The organism is Clostridium folliculivorans (assembly GCF_024341905.1).
Taxonomy (GTDB): domain Bacteria; phylum Bacillota; class Clostridia; order Clostridiales; family Clostridiaceae; genus Clostridium_AR; species Clostridium_AR folliculivorans.
Genome location: NZ_BQXY01000014.1, coordinates 1 through 20,561, shown reverse-complemented (window position 1 = coordinate 20,561; position 20,561 = coordinate 1). Strand labels below are relative to the sequence as shown.

The 20,561-nt window shown below is 30.0% G+C and carries 17 protein-coding genes and 1 tRNA gene; 5 read left to right on the top strand and 13 right to left on the bottom strand.

The genetic code is table 11. The features are described from left to right. Nucleotides 1–307: 307 nt before the first annotated feature. Both OCU55_RS22300 and OCU55_RS22295 read right to left on the bottom strand, forming a co-directional pair. Entirely contained in the window at nt 308–616 is a 309-nt protein-coding gene (locus OCU55_RS22300; protein WP_261854495.1) for a hypothetical protein, read from the bottom strand. 224 nt (nt 617–840) lie between these two features. Beyond that, the gene (locus tag OCU55_RS22295) at nt 841–1,989 is read right to left on the bottom strand and encodes a M50 family metallopeptidase (protein WP_261854494.1); all 1,149 of its coding nucleotides are present in this window, start codon (nt 1,987–1,989) and stop codon (nt 841–843) included. A 202-nt stretch (nt 1,990–2,191) separates the two neighbouring features. Between OCU55_RS22295 and OCU55_RS22290 the strand changes: the two genes are divergently transcribed. After that, nucleotides 2,192–3,565 (top strand): aminotransferase-like domain-containing protein, encoded by a 1,374-nt coding sequence (locus OCU55_RS22290; RefSeq protein WP_261854493.1) that lies wholly within the window; start codon nt 2,192–2,194, stop codon nt 3,563–3,565. A gap of 333 nt (nt 3,566–3,898) precedes the next feature. Continuing rightward, nucleotides 3,899–4,600, top strand: a complete 702-nt coding sequence (locus tag OCU55_RS22285) for a hypothetical protein (RefSeq protein WP_261854492.1) — start codon at nt 3,899–3,901, stop codon at nt 4,598–4,600. Nucleotides 4,601–4,768: 168 nt separating this feature from the next. Here OCU55_RS22285 and desB read toward each other — a convergent pair whose 3' ends face one another. After that, on the bottom strand, nt 4,769–5,830 hold the full coding sequence (gene desB / locus OCU55_RS22280) for a Delta(10) desaturase DesB (protein ID WP_261854491.1): 1,062 nt from the start codon (nt 5,828–5,830) through the stop codon (nt 4,769–4,771). A gap of 474 nt (nt 5,831–6,304) precedes the next feature. Here desB and OCU55_RS22275 point away from each other — a divergent pair, with 474 nt between their 5' ends. Then, complete coding sequence (locus OCU55_RS22275) at nt 6,305–7,102, top strand: TPM domain-containing protein (protein ID WP_261854490.1); 798 nt, start codon at nt 6,305–6,307, stop codon at nt 7,100–7,102. 30 nt (nt 7,103–7,132) lie between these two features. Further along, complete coding sequence (locus tag OCU55_RS22270) at nt 7,133–7,699, top strand: LemA family protein (RefSeq protein WP_261854489.1); 567 nt, start codon at nt 7,133–7,135, stop codon at nt 7,697–7,699. Between the two features lie 342 nt (nt 7,700–8,041). Here the strand turns inward: OCU55_RS22270 and OCU55_RS22265 are convergent, their stop codons facing one another. From OCU55_RS22265 to OCU55_RS22230, 8 genes are all read right to left on the bottom strand, one after another. After that, a complete protein-coding gene (locus tag OCU55_RS22265) occupies nt 8,042–9,544 on the bottom strand; it encodes a DUF4179 domain-containing protein (protein WP_261854488.1) in 1,503 nt (500 codons plus the stop codon). After that, nucleotides 9,545–10,108 carry a sigma-70 family RNA polymerase sigma factor gene (locus tag OCU55_RS22260; protein ID WP_261854487.1) on the bottom strand — a complete coding sequence of 188 codons (564 nt, stop codon included), beginning with the start codon at nt 10,106–10,108 and terminating at the stop codon, nt 9,545–9,547. A 345-nt stretch (nt 10,109–10,453) separates the two neighbouring features. Beyond that, the gene (locus OCU55_RS22255; RefSeq protein ID WP_261854486.1) at nt 10,454–10,945 is read right to left on the bottom strand and encodes a GNAT family N-acetyltransferase; all 492 of its coding nucleotides are present in this window, start codon (nt 10,943–10,945) and stop codon (nt 10,454–10,456) included. A 366-nt stretch (nt 10,946–11,311) separates the two neighbouring features. Further along, nucleotides 11,312–13,180 (bottom strand): ABC transporter ATP-binding protein, encoded by a 1,869-nt coding sequence (locus OCU55_RS22250; protein ID WP_261854485.1) that lies wholly within the window; start codon nt 13,178–13,180, stop codon nt 11,312–11,314. Further along, on the bottom strand, nt 13,177–15,402 hold the full coding sequence (locus tag OCU55_RS22245; RefSeq protein ID WP_261854484.1) for an ABC transporter ATP-binding protein: 2,226 nt from the start codon (nt 15,400–15,402) through the stop codon (nt 13,177–13,179). Before OCU55_RS22245 ends, OCU55_RS22250 begins: the two co-directional genes overlap by 4 nt. 134 nt (nt 15,403–15,536) lie before the next feature. Then, nucleotides 15,537–15,974 (bottom strand): MarR family winged helix-turn-helix transcriptional regulator, encoded by a 438-nt coding sequence (locus tag OCU55_RS22240; protein WP_261854483.1) that lies wholly within the window; start codon nt 15,972–15,974, stop codon nt 15,537–15,539. Between the two features lie 680 nt (nt 15,975–16,654). Further along, entirely contained in the window at nt 16,655–17,689 is a 1,035-nt protein-coding gene (locus OCU55_RS22235) for a hypothetical protein (RefSeq protein WP_261854482.1), read from the bottom strand. A 19-nt stretch (nt 17,690–17,708) separates the two neighbouring features. After that, entirely contained in the window at nt 17,709–18,719 is a 1,011-nt protein-coding gene (locus tag OCU55_RS22230) for a phosphodiester glycosidase family protein (protein WP_261854481.1), read from the bottom strand. A 215-nt stretch (nt 18,720–18,934) separates the two neighbouring features. Between OCU55_RS22230 and rbr the strand changes: the two genes are divergently transcribed. Then, the gene (rbr, locus tag OCU55_RS22225; protein WP_261854480.1) at nt 18,935–19,519 is read left to right on the top strand and encodes a rubrerythrin; all 585 of its coding nucleotides are present in this window, start codon (nt 18,935–18,937) and stop codon (nt 19,517–19,519) included. Between the two features lie 117 nt (nt 19,520–19,636). Here the strand turns inward: rbr and OCU55_RS22220 are convergent, their stop codons facing one another. Both OCU55_RS22220 and OCU55_RS22215 read right to left on the bottom strand, forming a co-directional pair. Then, nucleotides 19,637–20,182: a manganese efflux pump MntP gene (locus OCU55_RS22220; RefSeq protein ID WP_261854479.1), complete on the bottom strand. Its 546-nt coding sequence runs from the start codon at nt 20,180–20,182 to the stop codon at nt 19,637–19,639. A gap of 281 nt (nt 20,183–20,463) precedes the next feature. Further along, nucleotides 20,464–20,539, bottom strand: a tRNA-Ala gene (locus tag OCU55_RS22215). Nucleotides 20,540–20,561: the final 22 nt, after the last annotated feature.

Here is a 20,561-nt window from a genome sequence, read left to right as displayed (position 1 = left end):
TTTTAATTCCTCTGCTCAGAACCCAGCAGAGTTTTAAAAATAGATATCGGATTGAAGTGTTACATCTATAATACCATTTATAAATAAATACCTATCTTGCTTTAATTAAAACCTGATTTCTTATATAAGTTAATTATATAATAAAATCACTCTAATTACATAAGAAATTTATTAACATTTTTTAACATTTATTTCCTGTTTTCGATTCATTCCTATTATATAAATTAAAACCTAATTTAGGCTCTACCATCAATCACATCTCATATTTCAATAATATGAGATGTTTATATTTTTATAAAGTTACTATTCAGTTTACCTTAGACGCCCTAAGCTTGCCTCTTCTCCTTGTAGCTAAACGCAAAACAAAGTCCGAAACTATTGCCATTACTATAGGTATAATAACTGATAAGTAACCAAAATCTATTATAAAACTATTATTCTTTTTCCTAAATTCAAATACCATATACCAGTCTTGTCCTAAAGACATTGATGCTAAGCCTTTAACATCGTAATTATAACTAATAATAATGATAGTTATTACTAAAATAACAAATGTAATTACACCATATTTCAATATTCTTATAATATATTCATTTGGCACTGTTCTTTCCTCCATAAACACATCTTCTCTAGATATTCATATGAAACTTCTATAGGCAAAATTACTGTAGTTGATGAATTTTAAAGTTATTAGCTAATAAAAAGAAGGCTAAGCAAGTAAAATACTTATTTAGCCTTCTTTCATAATCATATATATTTATCTAATTATTATTTAAACTAAGGTACTGTTAAAGCACCGTGTTGAAATTGATTGGTTAATCATCCGACGCTTTAATGAGCTTACGCATTCAAGTTTTTCTTAGCTAAAGCCATCATATTTTCAATTTGATCTGCTTCAAAAACAGCCTCTCCCCTTACAGGATACCTATCTTTAGCTCCTAGTCCATAACTACCTAATTCTATAACCTTTTTATAATCATTATTAATGTAAAGCTCATATGCCATCTTTACACGATATCCTGATATACTATCATTTTGAGAAATGCTATCTTCAATCTTTTCAAATATATCCTTTGCCTTATCAATATCGTTAATTATTAAGCAATAAGCATAAAATACATTGTAAAGCATCTCCGCTCTATAATGTTCTGGATAAACTTCAATATTTTCTTCAATTAGCTTTGTATACTTCATCGCTTTATCTTCGTTACCCAAATCTAAAAAATGATAAAATCTATAGTAATTCATAACAACTCCTGAAATATCATTGTCAGCTAAATAGTTGTTATCACTAAAGAAACTTGGATTAATATCTCTAGGTCTTATACCAGCCATAAGTTGATTACTTACTAACACAGTAGATAGCTGAGCCATATCATCTGATGATTTTCTAATGACACTTAATGCAAGTAATCCATCAGTTTTAAATCCCTTATTTGAAAAAGGTACAATATTTATTAAGACTGTAAAGATACCCACACCCCAGCCTAATATGAAAAATGCACTTAAAAGAAAATTATTTTCTTTTGGTGCTATATATAATGATCCTAAAAAGAATACTACTGATAATATAACATTTACAATAATTCCGCCTAAAGAATATATAGCAAGTTTTGAATATATTTCATCAGTACTAGTTGGAAGCATAGAACATCTGCTGCCATAGCCCAGATTTCTTTCTGTTCCGTACCTTATTTCATCATTTTCTCTATACCATCCAAAAGGTCCTATTTTGTAACTAAACAACTTGAATCTAACCAAAGTTCCTGCTATAAGATGACCAAGCTCATGAAATGCTAAATGTATGTAGAAAACTAAAAAGAATAATATTATAACCACTATCCAATGATGCGGTTTAACATTTTCTGTTGGCAGGTTTAATACCTTTATACTTTGTCTCTTTACAAATATGAATGCTAAAGCTACACCTACCGCTAATCCAAAAATCAAATTAATTGCTGCATCGATTGTCGACTTCTTATTTGACATGAATATTCTCCTATAATGACTATTTTTTATACTTTCCTATTATACCTTTTATTTTGTAGTATACATATAGGATTATACCTTCAACTATTAATTTATTCTTTATTAATCATATAAATTTTTTAACTAATATTAGTCTATCAAAACCCTTTCACAAATGATAAAATAACTGTATTGATACAGATATATCGGGAGGTGAAATTATATGAATAGTATATATAAAAAAATAGTTTCAGATATTGAAGAAGACATACATAGAGGCATATATAAATCTGGAGAAAAAATGCCTTCTATTCGAAAGCTTTCTATAAAGTATAATTGTTCTCAAAATACTGTAGTAAAGGCTTTTGATACTTTAAGATATAATCATGTAATCTACTCTATCCCTCAAAGTGGCTATTACGTTGTAGAAAAGAACTTAGAAAATAACATCGAAAACTCTAAAATAATAAATTTCGATACAGGTAATCCAACTATAGGAACAATGAGTACCCCTGATTTAAAGCATTGCCTTGATAGAGCAGCTGATATTTATAATAATACCTCTCTAAACGATACTATGTCTGGCGTAGAATCTTTAAGGAAGCTCTTAAGCAAATACCTGTCTGACTTTCAGATATTTGTTGATATAAAAAATATATTTATAACATTAGGTGTGCAACAAACTCTAAGTATACTCACCCTTATGCCTTTTCCTAATAAAAAGACTAAGGTTCTTATAGAGCAACCTACTTATAGGCACTATATTGATTTTTTAAAGTATTCAAAAGTTGATGTTCTTACTATAGAGAGAAATGAAAACGGCCTAGATATAAAAGAACTTGAAAGACTTTTCAAAGATGAAGATATAAAGTTTTTCTATACAATACCTCGAAATCATAGTCCTTTAGGAACTTCTCTTAGTAAAAAGCAGCGAAAAGCAATCGCAGCATTAGCGGTTAAGTATGATGTATATATAGTTGAAGATGACTATTTTGGAGACATCTCAATAGATACAAAATATGATCCAATATATTGTTACACTGATCATAAGCACAGTATATATTTAAAAAGTTTTTCAAAAATAATGCCATGGACAAGAATAGGGTTAATTGTAGTTCCTTCTACCTTATTAAGTACTTTCGAGGAACATATCCAATTTTCCTATTATTCTTCTTATTTCTCAGCTTCATTAATATCACAAGCTACTTTAGAAATATATATAAGAAGTAATATATTAAAGAAACATACTGATTCAATATCAAAGGAATTATATGAAAAACACATAGCTCTGAGAAAACATTTTAGAACTTTAAAAAACTATGGAATTGAACCTACTGGAAACAACTTTTGCTTCTATTCTTACTTATTGCTACCAGATTGGATAAACGAAGATACTCTAATTGAAAAACTAAAAGAGAATTCAGTATTGGTAAGATCCGGAAGATTCTTTTATTTTGATGAATCGTCCTATAGAAAAGGGATTAGGATCAGCATTGCAAGTGTTAGCAAGAGTGATATAGATAAAGGACTTGGTATAATAGAAGCCGTCATAAAATCGTTATATGATAAATACTTAGAAAACTTAACTATATTATAGATACAGATAACTTCTTTTCTATTTTTAATAAATCCTCAGTAGCAAGTATCTAGCCATTATATATTGATACGCCACTTTATGATAAATTTCATATATTTAAACTTTTCTTTCAAGTTCAAGAGAGTTTGAATATAGTTCTCGACTTAAAGTGGTGCATCTTTAAATTTGCAATAAATATTCTTTTCTTATACTAAAACTTAGCTGTACTGAGTTTTGCTTTATTATAATTTTCTAAGGAACAAAATAATAAGTTTTCATTTCTCGCATACTATATATAAGTTGAATAGAGTACTTTCTATTAAACTAATATATTATAGATAGAGGTCTTTTAAATTGAGAAACTTATATTTTAAATTGATTATATTTATAAATTTACTTATATACATATACTTCTTAATATCATATATGCTTACAGGAAGTGTTGATAGTTCCCTTCCTCCAATAATTAGATATTGCTATATCCTACTATGTTTCTTTTTAAGTATGCTTATTGAAGATAATTGCTATGATATTATGGATAAAAGACTACTTCAAACAGCTTTATTTCTTACTACCATTGCAGATTTTTTCTTTATAATAATAGAATCACCAGAGCTTGGAATTTTTGTCTTTATATTTGTACAAATCACTTATATATTAAGGCATGCTAGAGCGATTTCCTTAAATCATATATATACAAAAACATTACTTTTATTATCTTTTTCAATTCTTCTGCTAGGATTTTTTATAAAGCCTAAAAATATTGATACTAATTTATACTATTTAGCTTTACTCTACGGAACTCTACTCATAAACAGCTTAATACTTGCATTCTCAACATTTAGAAGTAAGCTTTATTACAAACATAGCTCTTCAACGATAGCCATTGGAATAGCTTTGTTTTTCATGTGCGATATCAATGTTGGACTGTACCCCTTAATAACTGAATACTACAATATAGATTCATTAAGTATGACCATCTATTTCTTAATATGGTTTTTTTATCTTCCATCGCAACTTCTATTAGCGCTTAGTGGATATAAAAAACTAAAATAAATGAAATATATAACTAATAAAAGCTATAAAACATTCCTAATTGTATACTTATAGTCATGCTACGAAAACTTAAATTAATTTGTTGTATAGTCACGGTTTGTGCTGATTATATGGCACGTATAACTTAATAATTTAAGTTGAAAGCTTATATAATCAGCAAAAGATATCTTAGTTTATATTCAACTTAGCTTTTCTATAAGTTACATTCTTGATATCTAACCCATTCCCTAACGACTTATAAGAATTTTTGTTCCTAGGATCTAAGAATTCTGTTTCATTGTAATATATTCTCGGAGTCTTCCAAAGAGTTGCAAGCGCCTTCACTAGTGACATTTGGAGATATTTCTCCGGCCAAAATTCTAATATCTTTTCCTTTACTATAGGATAATATTTAGGATTTATACCTGGAAACATATGATGTTCTACATGATAAGAAAAATTAAAATGAAGCACATCAATCCATTTGGGCACTGTCACAGAAAGACTATTTGCTAGTGGATCGTTCACTGGTACCAATGGATTTAATCTATGATTAGTAGATATATACGCCATTACAATAAAGTTTCCTATTAACAAAGGAATTAAATACATAAACATCCATTTATCAAAGCCAACATAAGTTAACAATCCTATCCAAACCGCCCAAGGAGCTAACATTTGCAGCCATACCCCTAACTTCTTTGATTTGAACTCACTGATATAAGTAAAGAACATTCTCATTGTATGCATTGAAAAAGTAAATGTTAGAGATAAAAAACTTACAAACGCTCTAAAATTAAGAGGTAATCTATACACCCATCTAACAATCTTAGGGCTCTTTAGCAATTGCTCTAAACTAATCCATGCATCTGGATCCTTCTCTACATCTTGAGTATGCGCATGATGAGTTATATTATGCCACTTTATCCAAAGCCTTGGACTTACACTTAATGGAGCAAATGCTAATCCTCCAAGCAAATTTCTTAACCACGGTTTTCTCACTACAGTCCCATGTAGTATTTCATGCCCCAAGAATCCCATAGCAGAAAAGCTAAAGCCTAAGACAATTGATAAAAGCAAACTAGCTATTATATTCATATTTATTTGCTTCATAGCAATCATACAACCTATTATAACGACAATATATGCTAGCCCTCCTAACAACCTCTGCGGAACAGGCTTTCTTATATCTTCCGGCATCTCTTTAGCTAACCTCTTTACATACCAAGCTATATCATGAAACTCTTTCATCTTATAACATCCTTTCTGAAATTATTTATAAGCAGCATATCCTAATAGTCTTACCTCAAAAACTCAAACACTTACAAATCTATAAAGCTTTAAGTCACAATGGCTTCTGGCTTATACATTTAAAATAGTTTTAATTATTAAGCATAAATTATACTTAAAATGAGCTTAACCCTAGTAATGTAGCTACTTATTGCAAATAATATTTTGATAATCAAAGTATTTTATGTTCCTATGATATCAATAATCGTTATCTATTGTCAACTATTATTTGCTAATAACTTTTAAATAAACTAAAGAGTTTTTTTATATTTTCTTTATAACTTTTATCATTTATACATAAACTATAAATGTGACTTCACTATTAAAGCTTATATATTTTAATTTAATAAATGCTTATCCAATTATGTACAACTTATGTATTTCTAGTATAATAATTGCATATAGGTATATAATTTAATAAAAGAGGAGATCTTTATGAAAAAATATTATAAATTTATTTTGCCCTTAATATTGCTATTATCATCAATATTATCAGGCGCTTCCTCTAATGACTTACCTAATAAACCAACATCAGATATTTTCTTTCAAGACTATGCAAAGATGTTTTCTAATGATACTAAAAACTATGTACTTTCAACCTCAAATGATATAAGAAATAAGACTACAGCAGAGGTTGCAGTCGTAACTATAGATTCATTAAATGGCTCTTCCATAGAAGACTATGCAAATAATCTATTTAGAAAATGGGGCATTGGAAATAAAGAAAAAAATAACGGTGTTCTGATTCTAATCTCAAAAAACGATAGGAAGTTTAGAATAGAGGTAGGTTATGGGTTAGAAGGTATATTACCTGATGGAAAAGTAGGTTCATATTTAAGAGAAATGTCTGGATACTTTAAAGAAAATCAATATGATAAAGGCATCATTACTACCTATAAAAGAATAATAGGAGATATTGGACAAGAATATAATGTTGATGTAACAAATTACACAAATGATGTTCCTGATAAGATTTCTGACAACTCAGATAACATCGATAATAAATCATTTTATAATAAAGCTATCCCTATTGTTAAGACAATTGTTATGATAATATTCTTAATTATTGTTTTTTCTTCTAGAGGTAGAGGACGTCGTGGTGGAGGCGGTGGTTTCTACTATGGTGGAGGTTTCGGAGACGGTGGTTCTGGAGGTTTCGGCGGAGGTTCTGGTGGCTCTGATAGCTTTGGTGGTGGAGACTCTGGCGGAGGAGGCTCATCTGGCGGCTGGTAATAAATATTAATACTTGGAGGTTTAAGTTGTATGAATAAAAAAAGTTTTTTAATTGTCATAGGCGCGATAATCCTTATCGCATTAATAGGTGTAGGTATTTATGTAAGTGCTTATAATAACCTAGTTTCAAAGGATGAGAATGTTAATTCTAAATTCAGTCAAATAGATAATCAGTTGCAAAGAAGAAATGATTTAATTCCTAATCTTGTAGAAACAGTTAAAGGTTATACCAAACATGAAGAACAAGTCTTTAAAGATTTAGCTGATGCAAGAAGCAAACTTGCTAATTCAACTACAGTACAAGATAAAGCAAATGCTGATGCACAAATAACTACAGCTCTAAGAGGCCTTAATGTAATAGTTGAAAACTATCCAAACCTTAAAGCTAATGAAAACTATCTAAAGCTTCAAGATGAATTAGCTGGCACTGAGAATAGAATAGCTGTGGCTAGAAAAGATTATAATGACTCTGTTAAAGACTTTAACAGCTATAAGAGAAAATTCTTTGTGAATATGTTTTTTGGCGGAAAGTATCAGGATAAACAATACTTCAAAGCAGCTGAAGGTGCTGAAAAAGTACCGTCTGTAAAATTCTAAAAATTATTGTAGCATAAATATTAAGGCTACTCATTGGAACCTTAGTTCATAATGAGTAGCCTTCCTTGAATTTAATTTCTCTAAGCAATCTTTTGACATTAATATATTTATTTATAAACACCTAATCTGACAAAACCTGTGCAAATCTGTTTATTTCCAAGGAAATACCTACATTCTCTCAATTTATTATGTCATTTATTCATGGTATCTTTAGCTTATTGGCCTGATTTTTATTCTGTTAAAATTAACTGCTTACCAAAACTCTGTCACTATATAATTTTGAACCTTTACCTTAACTTTCACTAAAACTCAGCTTATTTCTAGGCACCCTATACAAAGATATTATTTAGTAAAATCAATTGTTTTTGCATTTTTCATATCAAGTTTAAATTTATCGTCATATTGAGGTATCAATAGGTAGTCTCCATCACTAATATTACTAAAGGTATATTCATTGCCTTCTTTAGAATATGTTCTTTCAATTCCCCCATAATAATGTTCTTTTGAATCTACTACAATGTCAAGGTATTCTTTGTCTTTTAACTTTCCTTCTTCCATAGCAAAATACTTTTTATATCTATCCACATCCCTAGTTACAAATATATTGCTTCTTTTAATTATATCCAAGCCTTTAAAACTTATATTAACTACAGTATTGTCATCTTTCTTAACTATTGAGTTTATAACTATCCCACAATCCTTACCTTGTGCTATATATTGACCCTGTTTTATATCGCTTAACTTAACATATTTGTAGGCATCAAAGTTCCAATTTATATCTTCACTCTTTTGTACTCTAGGAATTATTGTTAGGGATTTAGGAACTTCCTTAAATGCAGTAAATCTGCTATATCTTTTTAATATTAAATTCTCTTTATCTTGTTCGCTTATATTCTTTTCTCCTAAACTAAAAATCTCCTCACCTTTGTCATTAACTAAGACATAACTAAATCCAAGGTTTGTATACTTTCCATCAATAAACTTTTGAAAGCTTGATTTATCTGCAACTATTGTATTTTCTATAGTTGTTCCTAGTGGTGAGAAGGTTATAGCATCTAAATCAAACTTTACTTTGTCATTGACATTTAGTTGACCTAAGCTTTCATATCTCTTAGTTTTATCTACTAACTGATTTTTAGATACTTGAAACTTAAAATCCCAATTACCACTTACATCTTTAACCTTATTTAAAGAAAAACTTATATTTGCCTTATCATCAACTTTACATGACTTAATATCAACTCTTGTTATAATAATCTGACTATCTACCTTTGGATCTCCATAACTAATTTCCGTATCATACGCTGCGTATTTCTTCTCTATCCCTTGAACTTTAAGAAGTTTTTCATCAAGATCAATGTTATTATTATTTATTTTTAATTGGCTTATATGAACGTCACTTTCGTTACCTACTATATTATTGTTGTTTCCATCCTTCACTTTATATGAAAAATAAATATAGCTTCCATCATAAACTACTGAGTTTAGTCTTACAATTATATTTTTATCTTTAGCCTCTAAATCAACATCATTTTCATACTTTACATACTCAGAATTAGCTATTGTAGATCTAGCATTTAAATACTCCATAAAAGGTCCTATGAGATTTATATCCTTAGCCCTTGCTATACTTGACACTGTTATACCACTAATAATCACTAATGCTATTACAGCTACCTTACTAGTATTTTTTATGTTAAAGTTAAATCTACTTTTATTGCATTTATCTTTTCTAAAATTCTTAATAAGTGTTTTATCCAAGTCTTTTGGAACTTTTATATCCATTAAATTATATTGTTCCGAATCCAAATCTATTTCATTAAATGCTTCATATATATCCTTCATTTATAACATCTCCCCTAATGCAAGTTTTAGCTTTTCCTTTAAAACCTTCCTGCCTCTACTAAGATGAGTGTTTATATTGGATCTTGTTAGTCCTAGATCTTTTGATATTTCTTCTGAGGAATCACCTAGAAAATACTTCTTTATAAATATACTTCTATATGGCTCCTCCATTTTTTCTATAAGTTCAAGAAGTTTATCCTTATACTCTTTCATTAGATATTCTTCTTCCACACTTTCATTGCTGGCTATAAAGTTTTCTTCTATATTACCTGTCTGAACAGTTCTTAGTCTCTTTCTGCTATAATCAATAGCCTTGTATTTTGCAATAGCACAAATCCAACTTTTAAACTTATCCTTATCCCCCATGAACTTATCACAGTTGTTCCATATGGATAAAAATATATCACTTAAGCATTCCTCTATACATCCTTCATCTTTGAATTGTCCTAAGACAGTATAAACCACTTTATATAATAACTTGCTATACTTACTTATAACAAATTCCATGGCTTTTTCGTTCTTTTGCTTAATTTCAGCTATATAATCTGCAGTTTCAAAGTTCATAGCATCCTCCGTAAACTAATTTTGAAGATCTTCACTTAATAAAACGTAGCTTTTTAAACTAAATTACATAAATTTATAAATAATTTTTAGTTTCTATAAAGATTAATATAAATTAATGTTAAAGAATTTTACTTTTATTATATTTACCTTTTGTATTTTAAATAGGCGCTGTTAAAGCACCGTGTTGAAATTGATTGGTTAATCAATTTTAACAATATTCTTAAACATAGCCTTTAAATAAAACAAAAGCCTTACTATCTTTTATCGATAGCTAGGCCTAAATAAACTTGTAAAAGTTAATATACTATTGTAAAACTTCTAATTAATCTTTAGAATTACTTAAAGCTAACCCATTAACATTCTTGCCATATGATATTCATCACTATAAACACCATTTCTTAGTGCTGACATCTTAGCTATACCCTCTATATCAAATCCAAATTTCTTATATAATCTTATTGCTCTTTCATTTTCTATAAAAACAGATAGCTCCAATCTTTTTAATTTAAGATTATTATCAGCTATATCAGTAATAGTGGACATGAGCTTAGATCCTATTCCCATTCCATGATAATCACTATTTACCATAATAGTTATATATCCAACATGCCTTTTTCTTGGATTATTATGCATAGATAAAATAATTAGTCCTACTACTCTATTTTCAGCTTCTGATACAATCCAAAGATCGTTTCCCTTGTTTAGAAATCTATTTCTTATGCCATCCTTAGGTTCATTTTTATAAGATAATATATTCTCCATAACCTTTGGCATTTGTCTTATATTATATAATTCATCACAATCGTCAATAGAAGCTTGTCTTATATTTATATCCATACTTAAGTCCCCCTACAACATTATCACCCTTAATTATCCATTATAATTATTTATCAAATTTATTGTTTAGTCAATAATTCACTACTTATATTATTTACATATATCATCTCACCTAAAAAAATATAGTAGCTTTTATGACCATTATAGTGAGTAAGCTTTACCTTTTACAATATATCCTAAGAAGTCACTCTAAGCACTTGAAGTTACTAGATCTATCTATCACTAAAATCTTATATTTCCTACGAAAGAAAAAATTTCTCCATTATACTTTATTTTATTTCTGTCTTTCATAGGTGTTTATAGAGAAAAAAAATGCTACTGATAATAAACAATTATCAATAGCACTTACTTCTAATTTATATACTATTAGCTAACTTGAGTACTTTCAAATTGGCTGTTATAAAGGTTAGCATAGAATCCACCTTCTGCAAGAAGTTGTTCATGACTACCTTGCTCAACAATATCTCCATGATTCATAACAAGTATTAGATCTGCATCACGTATAGTTGATAAACGGTGAGCTATTATAAAGCTTGTTCTGTTCTTCATAAGATTGTTCATAGCCTTTTGTATTTGTACTTCTGTACGAGTATCTACCGAGCTTGTAGCTTCATCTAGTATTAATATACTAGGATCTGCAAGTATCGCTCTAGCAATTGTTATAAGCTGTTTTTGACCTTGAGATATATTTGAAGCCTCTTCATTAAGGACCATGTTATATCCATCTGGTAGAGTATGAACAAAGCTATCTACGTGAGCAGCCTTCGCAGCAGCTATAACTTCTTGGTCAGTAGCATCAAGTCTACCATATCTTATATTCTCCATTATAGAAGTATTATATAGCCAAGTATCTTGTAATACCATACCAAACATACCTCTTAGATCTGCACGTGTAAAGTTTCGTATGTCGTTACCATCAATCATGATAGCGCCTTCATTTACATCATAGAATCTCATTAGAAGCTTAATCATTGTTGTCTTACCAGCACCAGTTGGTCCAACTATAGCTACCTTTTGACCTGACTTTACTGAAGCAGAGAAATCATTAATTATAGTCTTATTTGGATCATATCCAAAGTGAACATGATTAAAGTCAACTCTTCCATCAACCTTTTCAAGCTTAACTGGGTCTGAAACTTCCGAAATCTCTTCTTCTACTTCTAAGAACTCAAATACACGTTCTGATGAAGCAGCAGTTTGTTGAAGTATATTTGATATATTAGCAAGCTGAGTTATTGGTTGTGTAAATGAACGTACGTATTGAATAAAAGCTTGAATATCTCCAACAGTTATTGCCTTTTTAGCAGCAAGATATCCACCTAATATAGATATTGCAACATATCCTAAGTTTCCTACGAACCCCATAATAGGCATCATAAGACCAGATAAAAACTGTGACTTCCAAGCAGATTTGTAAAGTGTATTATTTAAATCCTGAAACTTAGCAACACTTTTTCCTTCTCCATTAAAAGCCTTCATTACCAAATGTCCACCATACATTTCTTCTATATGTCCATTAACATGACCTAAATAGTCTTGTTGTTCTTTAAAATATCTTTGAGAATTCTTAACAATTATCATTATAAATATCATCGATACTGGAATTACACATAATGCTACAACAGTCATCACCCAGTTTATACTAAACATCATAGCAAGAACGCCAATTACACTAGTTACAGATGTGATTATCTGAGTTAAGCTCTGATTTAAGGTCTGACTTATTGTATCAACGTCATTAGTAACACGAGATAAAACTTCCCCATGATTTGTTCCATCAAAGTACTTTAGAGGGATACGGTTAATCTTTTCAGATATATCCTTTCTTAGTCTATATGTTACCTTCATAGTAACACCAGACATTATCCACCCTTGTATATAACTAAACAAAGCACTTACAATATACAAAACTAAAAGTAATCCAATTATATTACCTATATAACTAAAATCTATACCATTGCCACTACCGCTAATTTTACTAGTAATTCCTTCAAATAATTTTGTTGTTGCTTTTCCTAGTATCTTTGGTCCAACTATAGTAAAAATAGTACTAGCTACAGCAAATATAATAACAACCAATATTGATAATTTAAATTCGCTTAAATATTTGATAAGCTTTGCCATGGTTCCCTTGAAATCACGAGCTTTTTCGCCACCCTGCATCATAGGACCGCCAGGTCCGTGTCCTCCTGGCCCTCTTCTGTGTCCGCCTGTTTTTTTGTTGTGTTCACTCATGCTAATTCCTCCTTTGAAAGCTGTGATGAAGCTATTTCTTGGTAGGTCGGACAATTTGCCATAAGTTCTTTATGTGTACCAATACCTACAACCTTACCTTCATCAAGCACTATAATTTGTTCAGCATTCATGATAGTTGATATACGTTGTGCAACTAGAAGTACTGTGCTTGAACCAGTTTGTTTCTTAAGTGCTCTTCTAAGTGCCGCATCTGTCTTAAAATCAAGAGCCGAGAAACTATCATCAAATATATATATTTCTGGTCTTTTTACAAGAGCCCTTGCTATTGACAATCTTTGTTTCTGTCCACCAGATACATTTGTACCACCTTGAGATATTTCAGTTCCAAAACCTTCTGGCTTTTCATTTATGAATTCCATTGCTTGGGCTATTTCAGCTGCTCTCTTAATGTTTTCTTCTGAAGAATTTTCATCAGCGTATTTTAAATTTGATTCTATAGTACCGCTAAACAATGCTCCTTTTTGAGGCACATAACCTATTTTGTCACGAAGCTCACCTTGAGGCACTTCTCTTATGTCTATACCGTCAATTAATATTTGTCCTTCTGTAACATCGTAGAAACGAGGAACTAAGTTTATAAGAGTAGTTTTTCCCGCTCCAGTAGACCCTATTATTGCTGTAGTTTGACCAGGTAAAGCTTTGAAGTTTATGTTTTTAACTACATCTTCTTCAGCACCAGGATATCTAAAGGATACATTCTTAAACTCTACAGTACCATCTATTTCCTTAGCTAAATGTTTAGGTTCCTTTTTATCAACAATTGCCGGCTTTATTGCTAAAACTTCCGCAACACGATCAGCAGCAACAGATGCTCTTGGAATCATTATAAACATCATTGATAACATTAAGAATGAGAATATTATTTGCATAGCATATTGCATAAATGCCATCATATCACCAACCTGCATTGATGAATCAGCTATTTGGTGAGCTCCAACCCATACAATAAGAAGAGTGATACCATTCATTATAAGCATCATTACAGGCATCATAGATACCATAACTCTATTTACAAAAAGATTAGTGTTAGTTAAATCCTTATTAGCCCTATCAAATCTTTGTTCTTCAAATCTTTGAGTACTAAATGCTCTTATTACCATCATTCCTGAAAGATTTTCTCTAGTAACAAGATTCAATCTATCTATAAGTTTCTGAATTGCTTTAAATTTAGGTAAAGCTACTGCAAATACAACCATTATTAAACCTAATAAAGCTATAACTGCTACTGCTATAATCCAAGACATTGAACTACTCTTTTGCAGTGCTCTAAGCACTCCGCCTACACCCATTATTGGTGCATAGAACACCATTCTAATCATCATAACTAAAACTGTTTGTATTTGTGTTATATCGTTTGTTGTTCTTGTTATAAGGGATGCTGTTGAGAACTTATCAAATTCTGTATTAGAAAAGCTTTCAACCTTAGTAAATACATCTCCACGTAAGTTTCTTGAAACTCCTGCAGCTACTCTAGCTCCTAAGAACCCAACCATTACAGTACACAATGCACCTAATAACGATATTCCAAGCATTGTTACTCCGGTTTTCTTTATATAGCCGCTTTGGATCTTATCAGTGTTTACCCCTAAAGCTTTATATTCATCTTTTATTGGAACTACAGCAGCTTGAACAACCATGCTGTCTCCTAATTCCTCAAACTTTTTATTTGTATCTTCACTTAACTTTGCTCTTTGATCCGCTGGTAACTTACCTAACAATGCAAAAAGATCAGTATTTGCAGGTATTTCCTTTCCTCCAAAGGATATCTTTCCATCCTTTGCTTCACTCTTCATCTTATCTACTCCAGATACAGCTAAAAAAGCTTTACCTAGTATAGGATTCAAAGTATTAATTTCTGAGTTACTAATATCTTTTAATACATATATTGGCTCTTTTTGTAATTGAGGATAATCTTTAACATACTTATCATAGTCTGTGCTAGATTTATCTACTAAAGTATAGTTATCCATAACCTCTTTTTTATTATCTTCACTCATAAACAATACCAATTTATTCATTTGGCTTTGTCTTACAGCACTTGGTACCGCACTTTCAATACCATTTTGTTGAATACCCTTATTTACTATATTTGACATATAATCCGGTAATGCCAGATCAGTCATTGCCTGTACAAACAATAATGCTATTGCAACTATTATTGGCAAAATAAATGGTTTTATATATTTAGCTAATTTAACCATTAATGCATTCACTCCTTCTCCATAATTTGGTGCATATATTATATTTAAATTACTAGGTTCAGTTATCTTGAAGATTTTATACTTTCTTTTACAGTAAAAAATCCATACAACAAAAGTTATTTCGTAACACTATTTTAAGAATTCCTTCTCATTATATTCTCCAGAGCCTCTAGCCCCTTAAGTACTGTATCTAATTCTTCTGTTGTAGCTTCGCTTGCTATACGTTCTAATTTTTTTTCAACCTGTGAAAAGTTTTCTTTAAAATTTTTCAAAAACTCTTCAGTCACACTAACAAACACTATCCTCTTGTCCTCTTTACTTCTTTTTCTTTCAACTAAGCCTTGTTTTTCAAGTCTATCAATTATTCCTGATACTGTACTATTTGAAAGTCCTAGTTTTTCACTCAAATCACTTATTTTCATATCACCTTGATGACATAATATTCCTATAAGCATTCCTTGTGACTGAGTCAATCCCATTTGCTCAAAATGATTACCCATACTTCTTTTAATTAACTTTCCTATATTTTTAAGTTTTCTAACTAACTCAACACCTCTATTTACTTCGTCCATTAAGTTTATCACCTTCTATTTGTATTTCGCACACAAATATTTCGTCAAAGAATATTTCGTATCGAAACATTTTCTATGCAAAATATATTTTACTCCTGATTTTTCTACCAGTCAATAGCAATTTTTTATGATAACTTTTTCATTCTAATTTTTTTATATTTTTTCATCAGATACATATATAGAGTTCCTAACCCACCTATTAAATTATACATACCTGAAAATCTCTAGAAGTTATGAGGTTTTTAAAAATTCATTTAGGATTGAACTGATTGAGTTGAAAATAAAAAAACAATTAATGGCTCCTCCTATATAAATATGTACAAGTTTAATGATTCTTAGTCAGATAAAAAAGTCTCTGAAGCAATTTTCTTCAGCGACTCTTTTTTACCCATCTGCCTTTCCAAATGTATATTAGGAAACTTACAGATGAATAAGTTTTATTTTTTACTGTATTCACTAAAAGGTTATCCTACCTAATTAAAGTTATTAACTCTATCTAGCATAAAAATTTTATGCTTATCTATACAAAAAATAAGAGAAATTAATAACTAATTTTAGAAGTTACCAATTTCTCTTATTATTCGCTAAATATATAATTTAAATTTTGGCTAAGCTTAATAATATTGTTCAAATTAATTGGTTATAAAGGAGATGCTATATGAGCGAGCTATTAGAATCCTTTAATTTTTCACTATAGATTCAGATTTGTTAACTATAACCTCATTATCTTTTATAGAAAGTATATTATTATCTTTCATATTTAGATAAGTTCCCTTATACGTAAGTTCCTTATCCCCTACAATGGATTTTATAATCTGAGTTTCTGCGTTTAACTCAAAGATTTTTCCATCCTTTGATATTAAAATATCGTCTTTTTTTATACTATTCTTAACTTGAACTTTTGTCCATGAATCTATTCCCTCATTTATGAGCCCATAATATATAGAAGTTATAGCATCATTCTTACTTATTCCTATGAATACTCTATCTGAATTATCTACACCTAATAATACTTGTTGTCCATTTTCTTTTAATGCTATAGTTCTACCAATGTAGCTTATATAAAACTTATTTAAACTTTTTGTATTATATATAATTTTATCTTCATGAGGTATAACCGATAGGTCTTCAACATCCCTAGATTGTGTATTTACATCTTCAAATACCCCTTGATGAGTATTTAGTTTCATAATCTTCTCTTTTCCATAGCTCTTAACTTTTACAAAAAGTAAATTCTTCAAACTTGAGCTAACCACTTTTTCAAGCTGTGCATTTTCATCTTGAAGTTTCAGAGTTGCTACCAAATTCTTTTCCTTTTTGTCTATATCATATATATAAAACTCATAGTTATTAGTATCACTTTTTATATTATTTATATATAATATTTTATCATCATACAACCAAATATATAGATATGGCTTTACATCTGAAGCAACTGAGAGATCATATTTATCTAAAATTAAATACTTTAATTGATTATCTTTTATGTATGATACATACTTATTACTTTCAGATGCTTTAATATCAATTGCACCAGCTTCTATTAAATTTTTCTTTTCAACTGGCTTTGGTGCTTCAATTTGCTTAGAACTTACTACTTTATCAGGTACACTGAAGCCTGCTAGGTATTTATAATTAATCAACGCTAAAACTGATGTCTGTAAAACTATTGCCACAAGCAGATATATTGCAATTATAATAAACCTTTTCTTCATTAACTTATTTACCTCTTTCTTATTTTATTAAAAACGCAGTGGGTATAAACCTAACTCCATCCATACTTGATGGATCATTTAACACCTTATTATCCCAATAAATAGTTGATGACGATCCTCCATCTAAATTTGCAGCATTATATGCTTCGTATTTTATCATAATATCCTGTACATCTTTCAATGTTGCTCCAGGCATAGTTAGTTTTCTCCCTTCAGTTACAAGCATTAATACTGTTCCATCTTTTCTTTGTCCTATAACAGTTCTTGGTGCTAATCCCCATCCACCATTTCCAGACTTTATTGTAGCTTTCCCATTAACTATTAAAAATGGTTCAAAAGAAACTGCTGCCTTTAAATCTAATGATTGTATTTGAGATAAGGAATAATTACCAAGTACTAAAACTCCCTGTTTATTAAACCCTACGATTGAATAACTATCATTTTTTGTCTTGTAAAGAACTTCACCGTCTTTAACTACTATCCCAGTTGGAGTTCCACCATTACCTTGTCCATTTTCATCTTCAAACCCGCCAGCATTTATTCCGCCAATAGCGTCATTTTCCTTGGACATATCATCTAACTTTACTCCAAACCTTGTAAGATCCTTAGTAACTCCAAGTTCAATTCTTTTAGGATCTTTAACAATCAATAGATAACCCTTGTATCTATTTTCGTCTATATTAACAAGCTCAACACCTTCTGTTTTATTTATTGGTATTTCTGGCTCAATACTAGAGTTTGCCTCAGCAGATGTGGATACAGCTACAGATATATCTTTAATATCTGAATTATCTGTAGTATCTATCTTGTTCTTATTCATTATTTCATTTATCTGATCCTTGTCCAAAAACCAAGTAGCTAAATACTGGTGCCTATATGTTGTCATTGCTGATGTTACTACCATCTCCTTTAGATTATCGAATGGACCATAATATATCATCGGCACTAAATATATTAAACCTATCAATAAGTTGCAACCTATAAAAATTGATAAATTAGTTAATATAGCTTTAAAATTTTTTCGAAACATAAATATACAATCCTTTACATTATCTTATTTAAATATTATATATTTATTTTAATATGTTTACCATTAAAAAGTTTATCATTATTATTACAATAATATATATCTTTTGTCATAAATTGAGGAAAACTTTTAAACTATTTTTAAGATACAACTATAGAAGGAATTTCTGAATAAGATAGAGAATAGAATACTAAATGAAAATATTGGAGGGGATAAATTTGAAATCTTTAAAAGGTACCAAGACATCAGAAAACTTATTAAAGTCTTTTGCAGGAGAATCCCAAGCTAGAAACAGATATACTTATTATGCATCTATTGCAAAAAAGGAAGGATTTGTGCAAATATCAAATCTGTTTACAGAAACTGCTGAAAATGAAAAAGAGCATGCAAAAAGGTTCTTTAAGTTTTTAAGTGAAGGCTTAGGGGTTGATAATGTAGAAATAACAGCCACATATCCCGTAGCATATGGAGATACAAAAGTTAATCTTAAAGCTGCCGCTGATGGAGAAAACGAGGAATGGACAGACCTATATCCTACCTTTGCAGATGAGGCTGAAGCTGAAGGATTTCCAGTAATAGCTGCTGTTTATAGAAAAATAGCAGAAGTAGAAAAGCATCATGAAGAAAGATATAGAACTCTTCTTAGTAATATAGAAAATAATAAAGTTTTTTCAAAGGATATTGAAGTTTCATGGAAATGTATAAATTGTGGATATATCTATACAGGACAAGATGCACCTATAGTTTGTCCTGCGTGTGCTCACCCACAATCGTACTTTGAAGTATTAGCTGAAAACTATTAATATTAAAATACTATTTACTTACTTACAAACAAGCACCTATAGTATTCTATAGGTGCTTGTTTTAATGACCTTAAATTAGTATTAGCAGGCTTATATAACTTCATATAGTTCTCTAGTCTACCCCACTAATTCTAATAATCCCATTAATATCATTACTGCACCTGATATTATGGTTGCTTTTTTACCAATTTTAAGTTTTCCAAAAAGCCTTGTACCATAGTCAGACAACATAAATATCATAATACTTATAATAAAATATGGCAGTGAGATGGCAAAAGCTGAATAACCTGATAATCCCGAGCTTACTGAGCTCCCAACATCATCGAGAGCTAACACCAGTCCTATTGATATAACTTCGCTGTATTTTATATTTTTAACTTTATATTCATCTTCATCTTTCTCTATGATAGATTTGATTATCATCTTACTACCCATAACTACTAGTATTATCACACTTAACATAGTGCACACATTATCGCTTAAAAAACTTGATATTATACTGCCAGAAATAGCAGCTATATAGGACACAAAGAATGCTATAGCTGATATAATTATATTCTTGTAAAATCCAATTTTTATTCTACCAACACTGTATGCAACACCTATGCCAATATTATCAATACTATTTACAAAAGCTATGACAAACAGATATATTAAATGCATAATTCTACCTCCTTATCTTTAGTAAGTACTCATAAAACAGTTATCCTAGTATCATATAACCGGAGGTATTGATTTATATATATTTGTCTTAGAATATTCTATTCAGAACCTATAAGTTCATTACAATATAATTATTTATAAAAATAAAAAAACTCGCTTCAGCGAGCTTTTTAACGTATCTGCCTTTCCGGATGAATATGCGGAAGATCTGGCAGACGAACAAGTTTTATTTTTTTAATTTACAGCAAAAAAACCATGAACATTAAGTTCATGGTTTACTTTGGTGGAGATAAAGAGATTCGAACTCTTGACCCCCTGCGTGCAAGGCAGGTGCTCTCCCAACTGAGCTATACCCCCAAATATGGTGGACCTTCAGGGA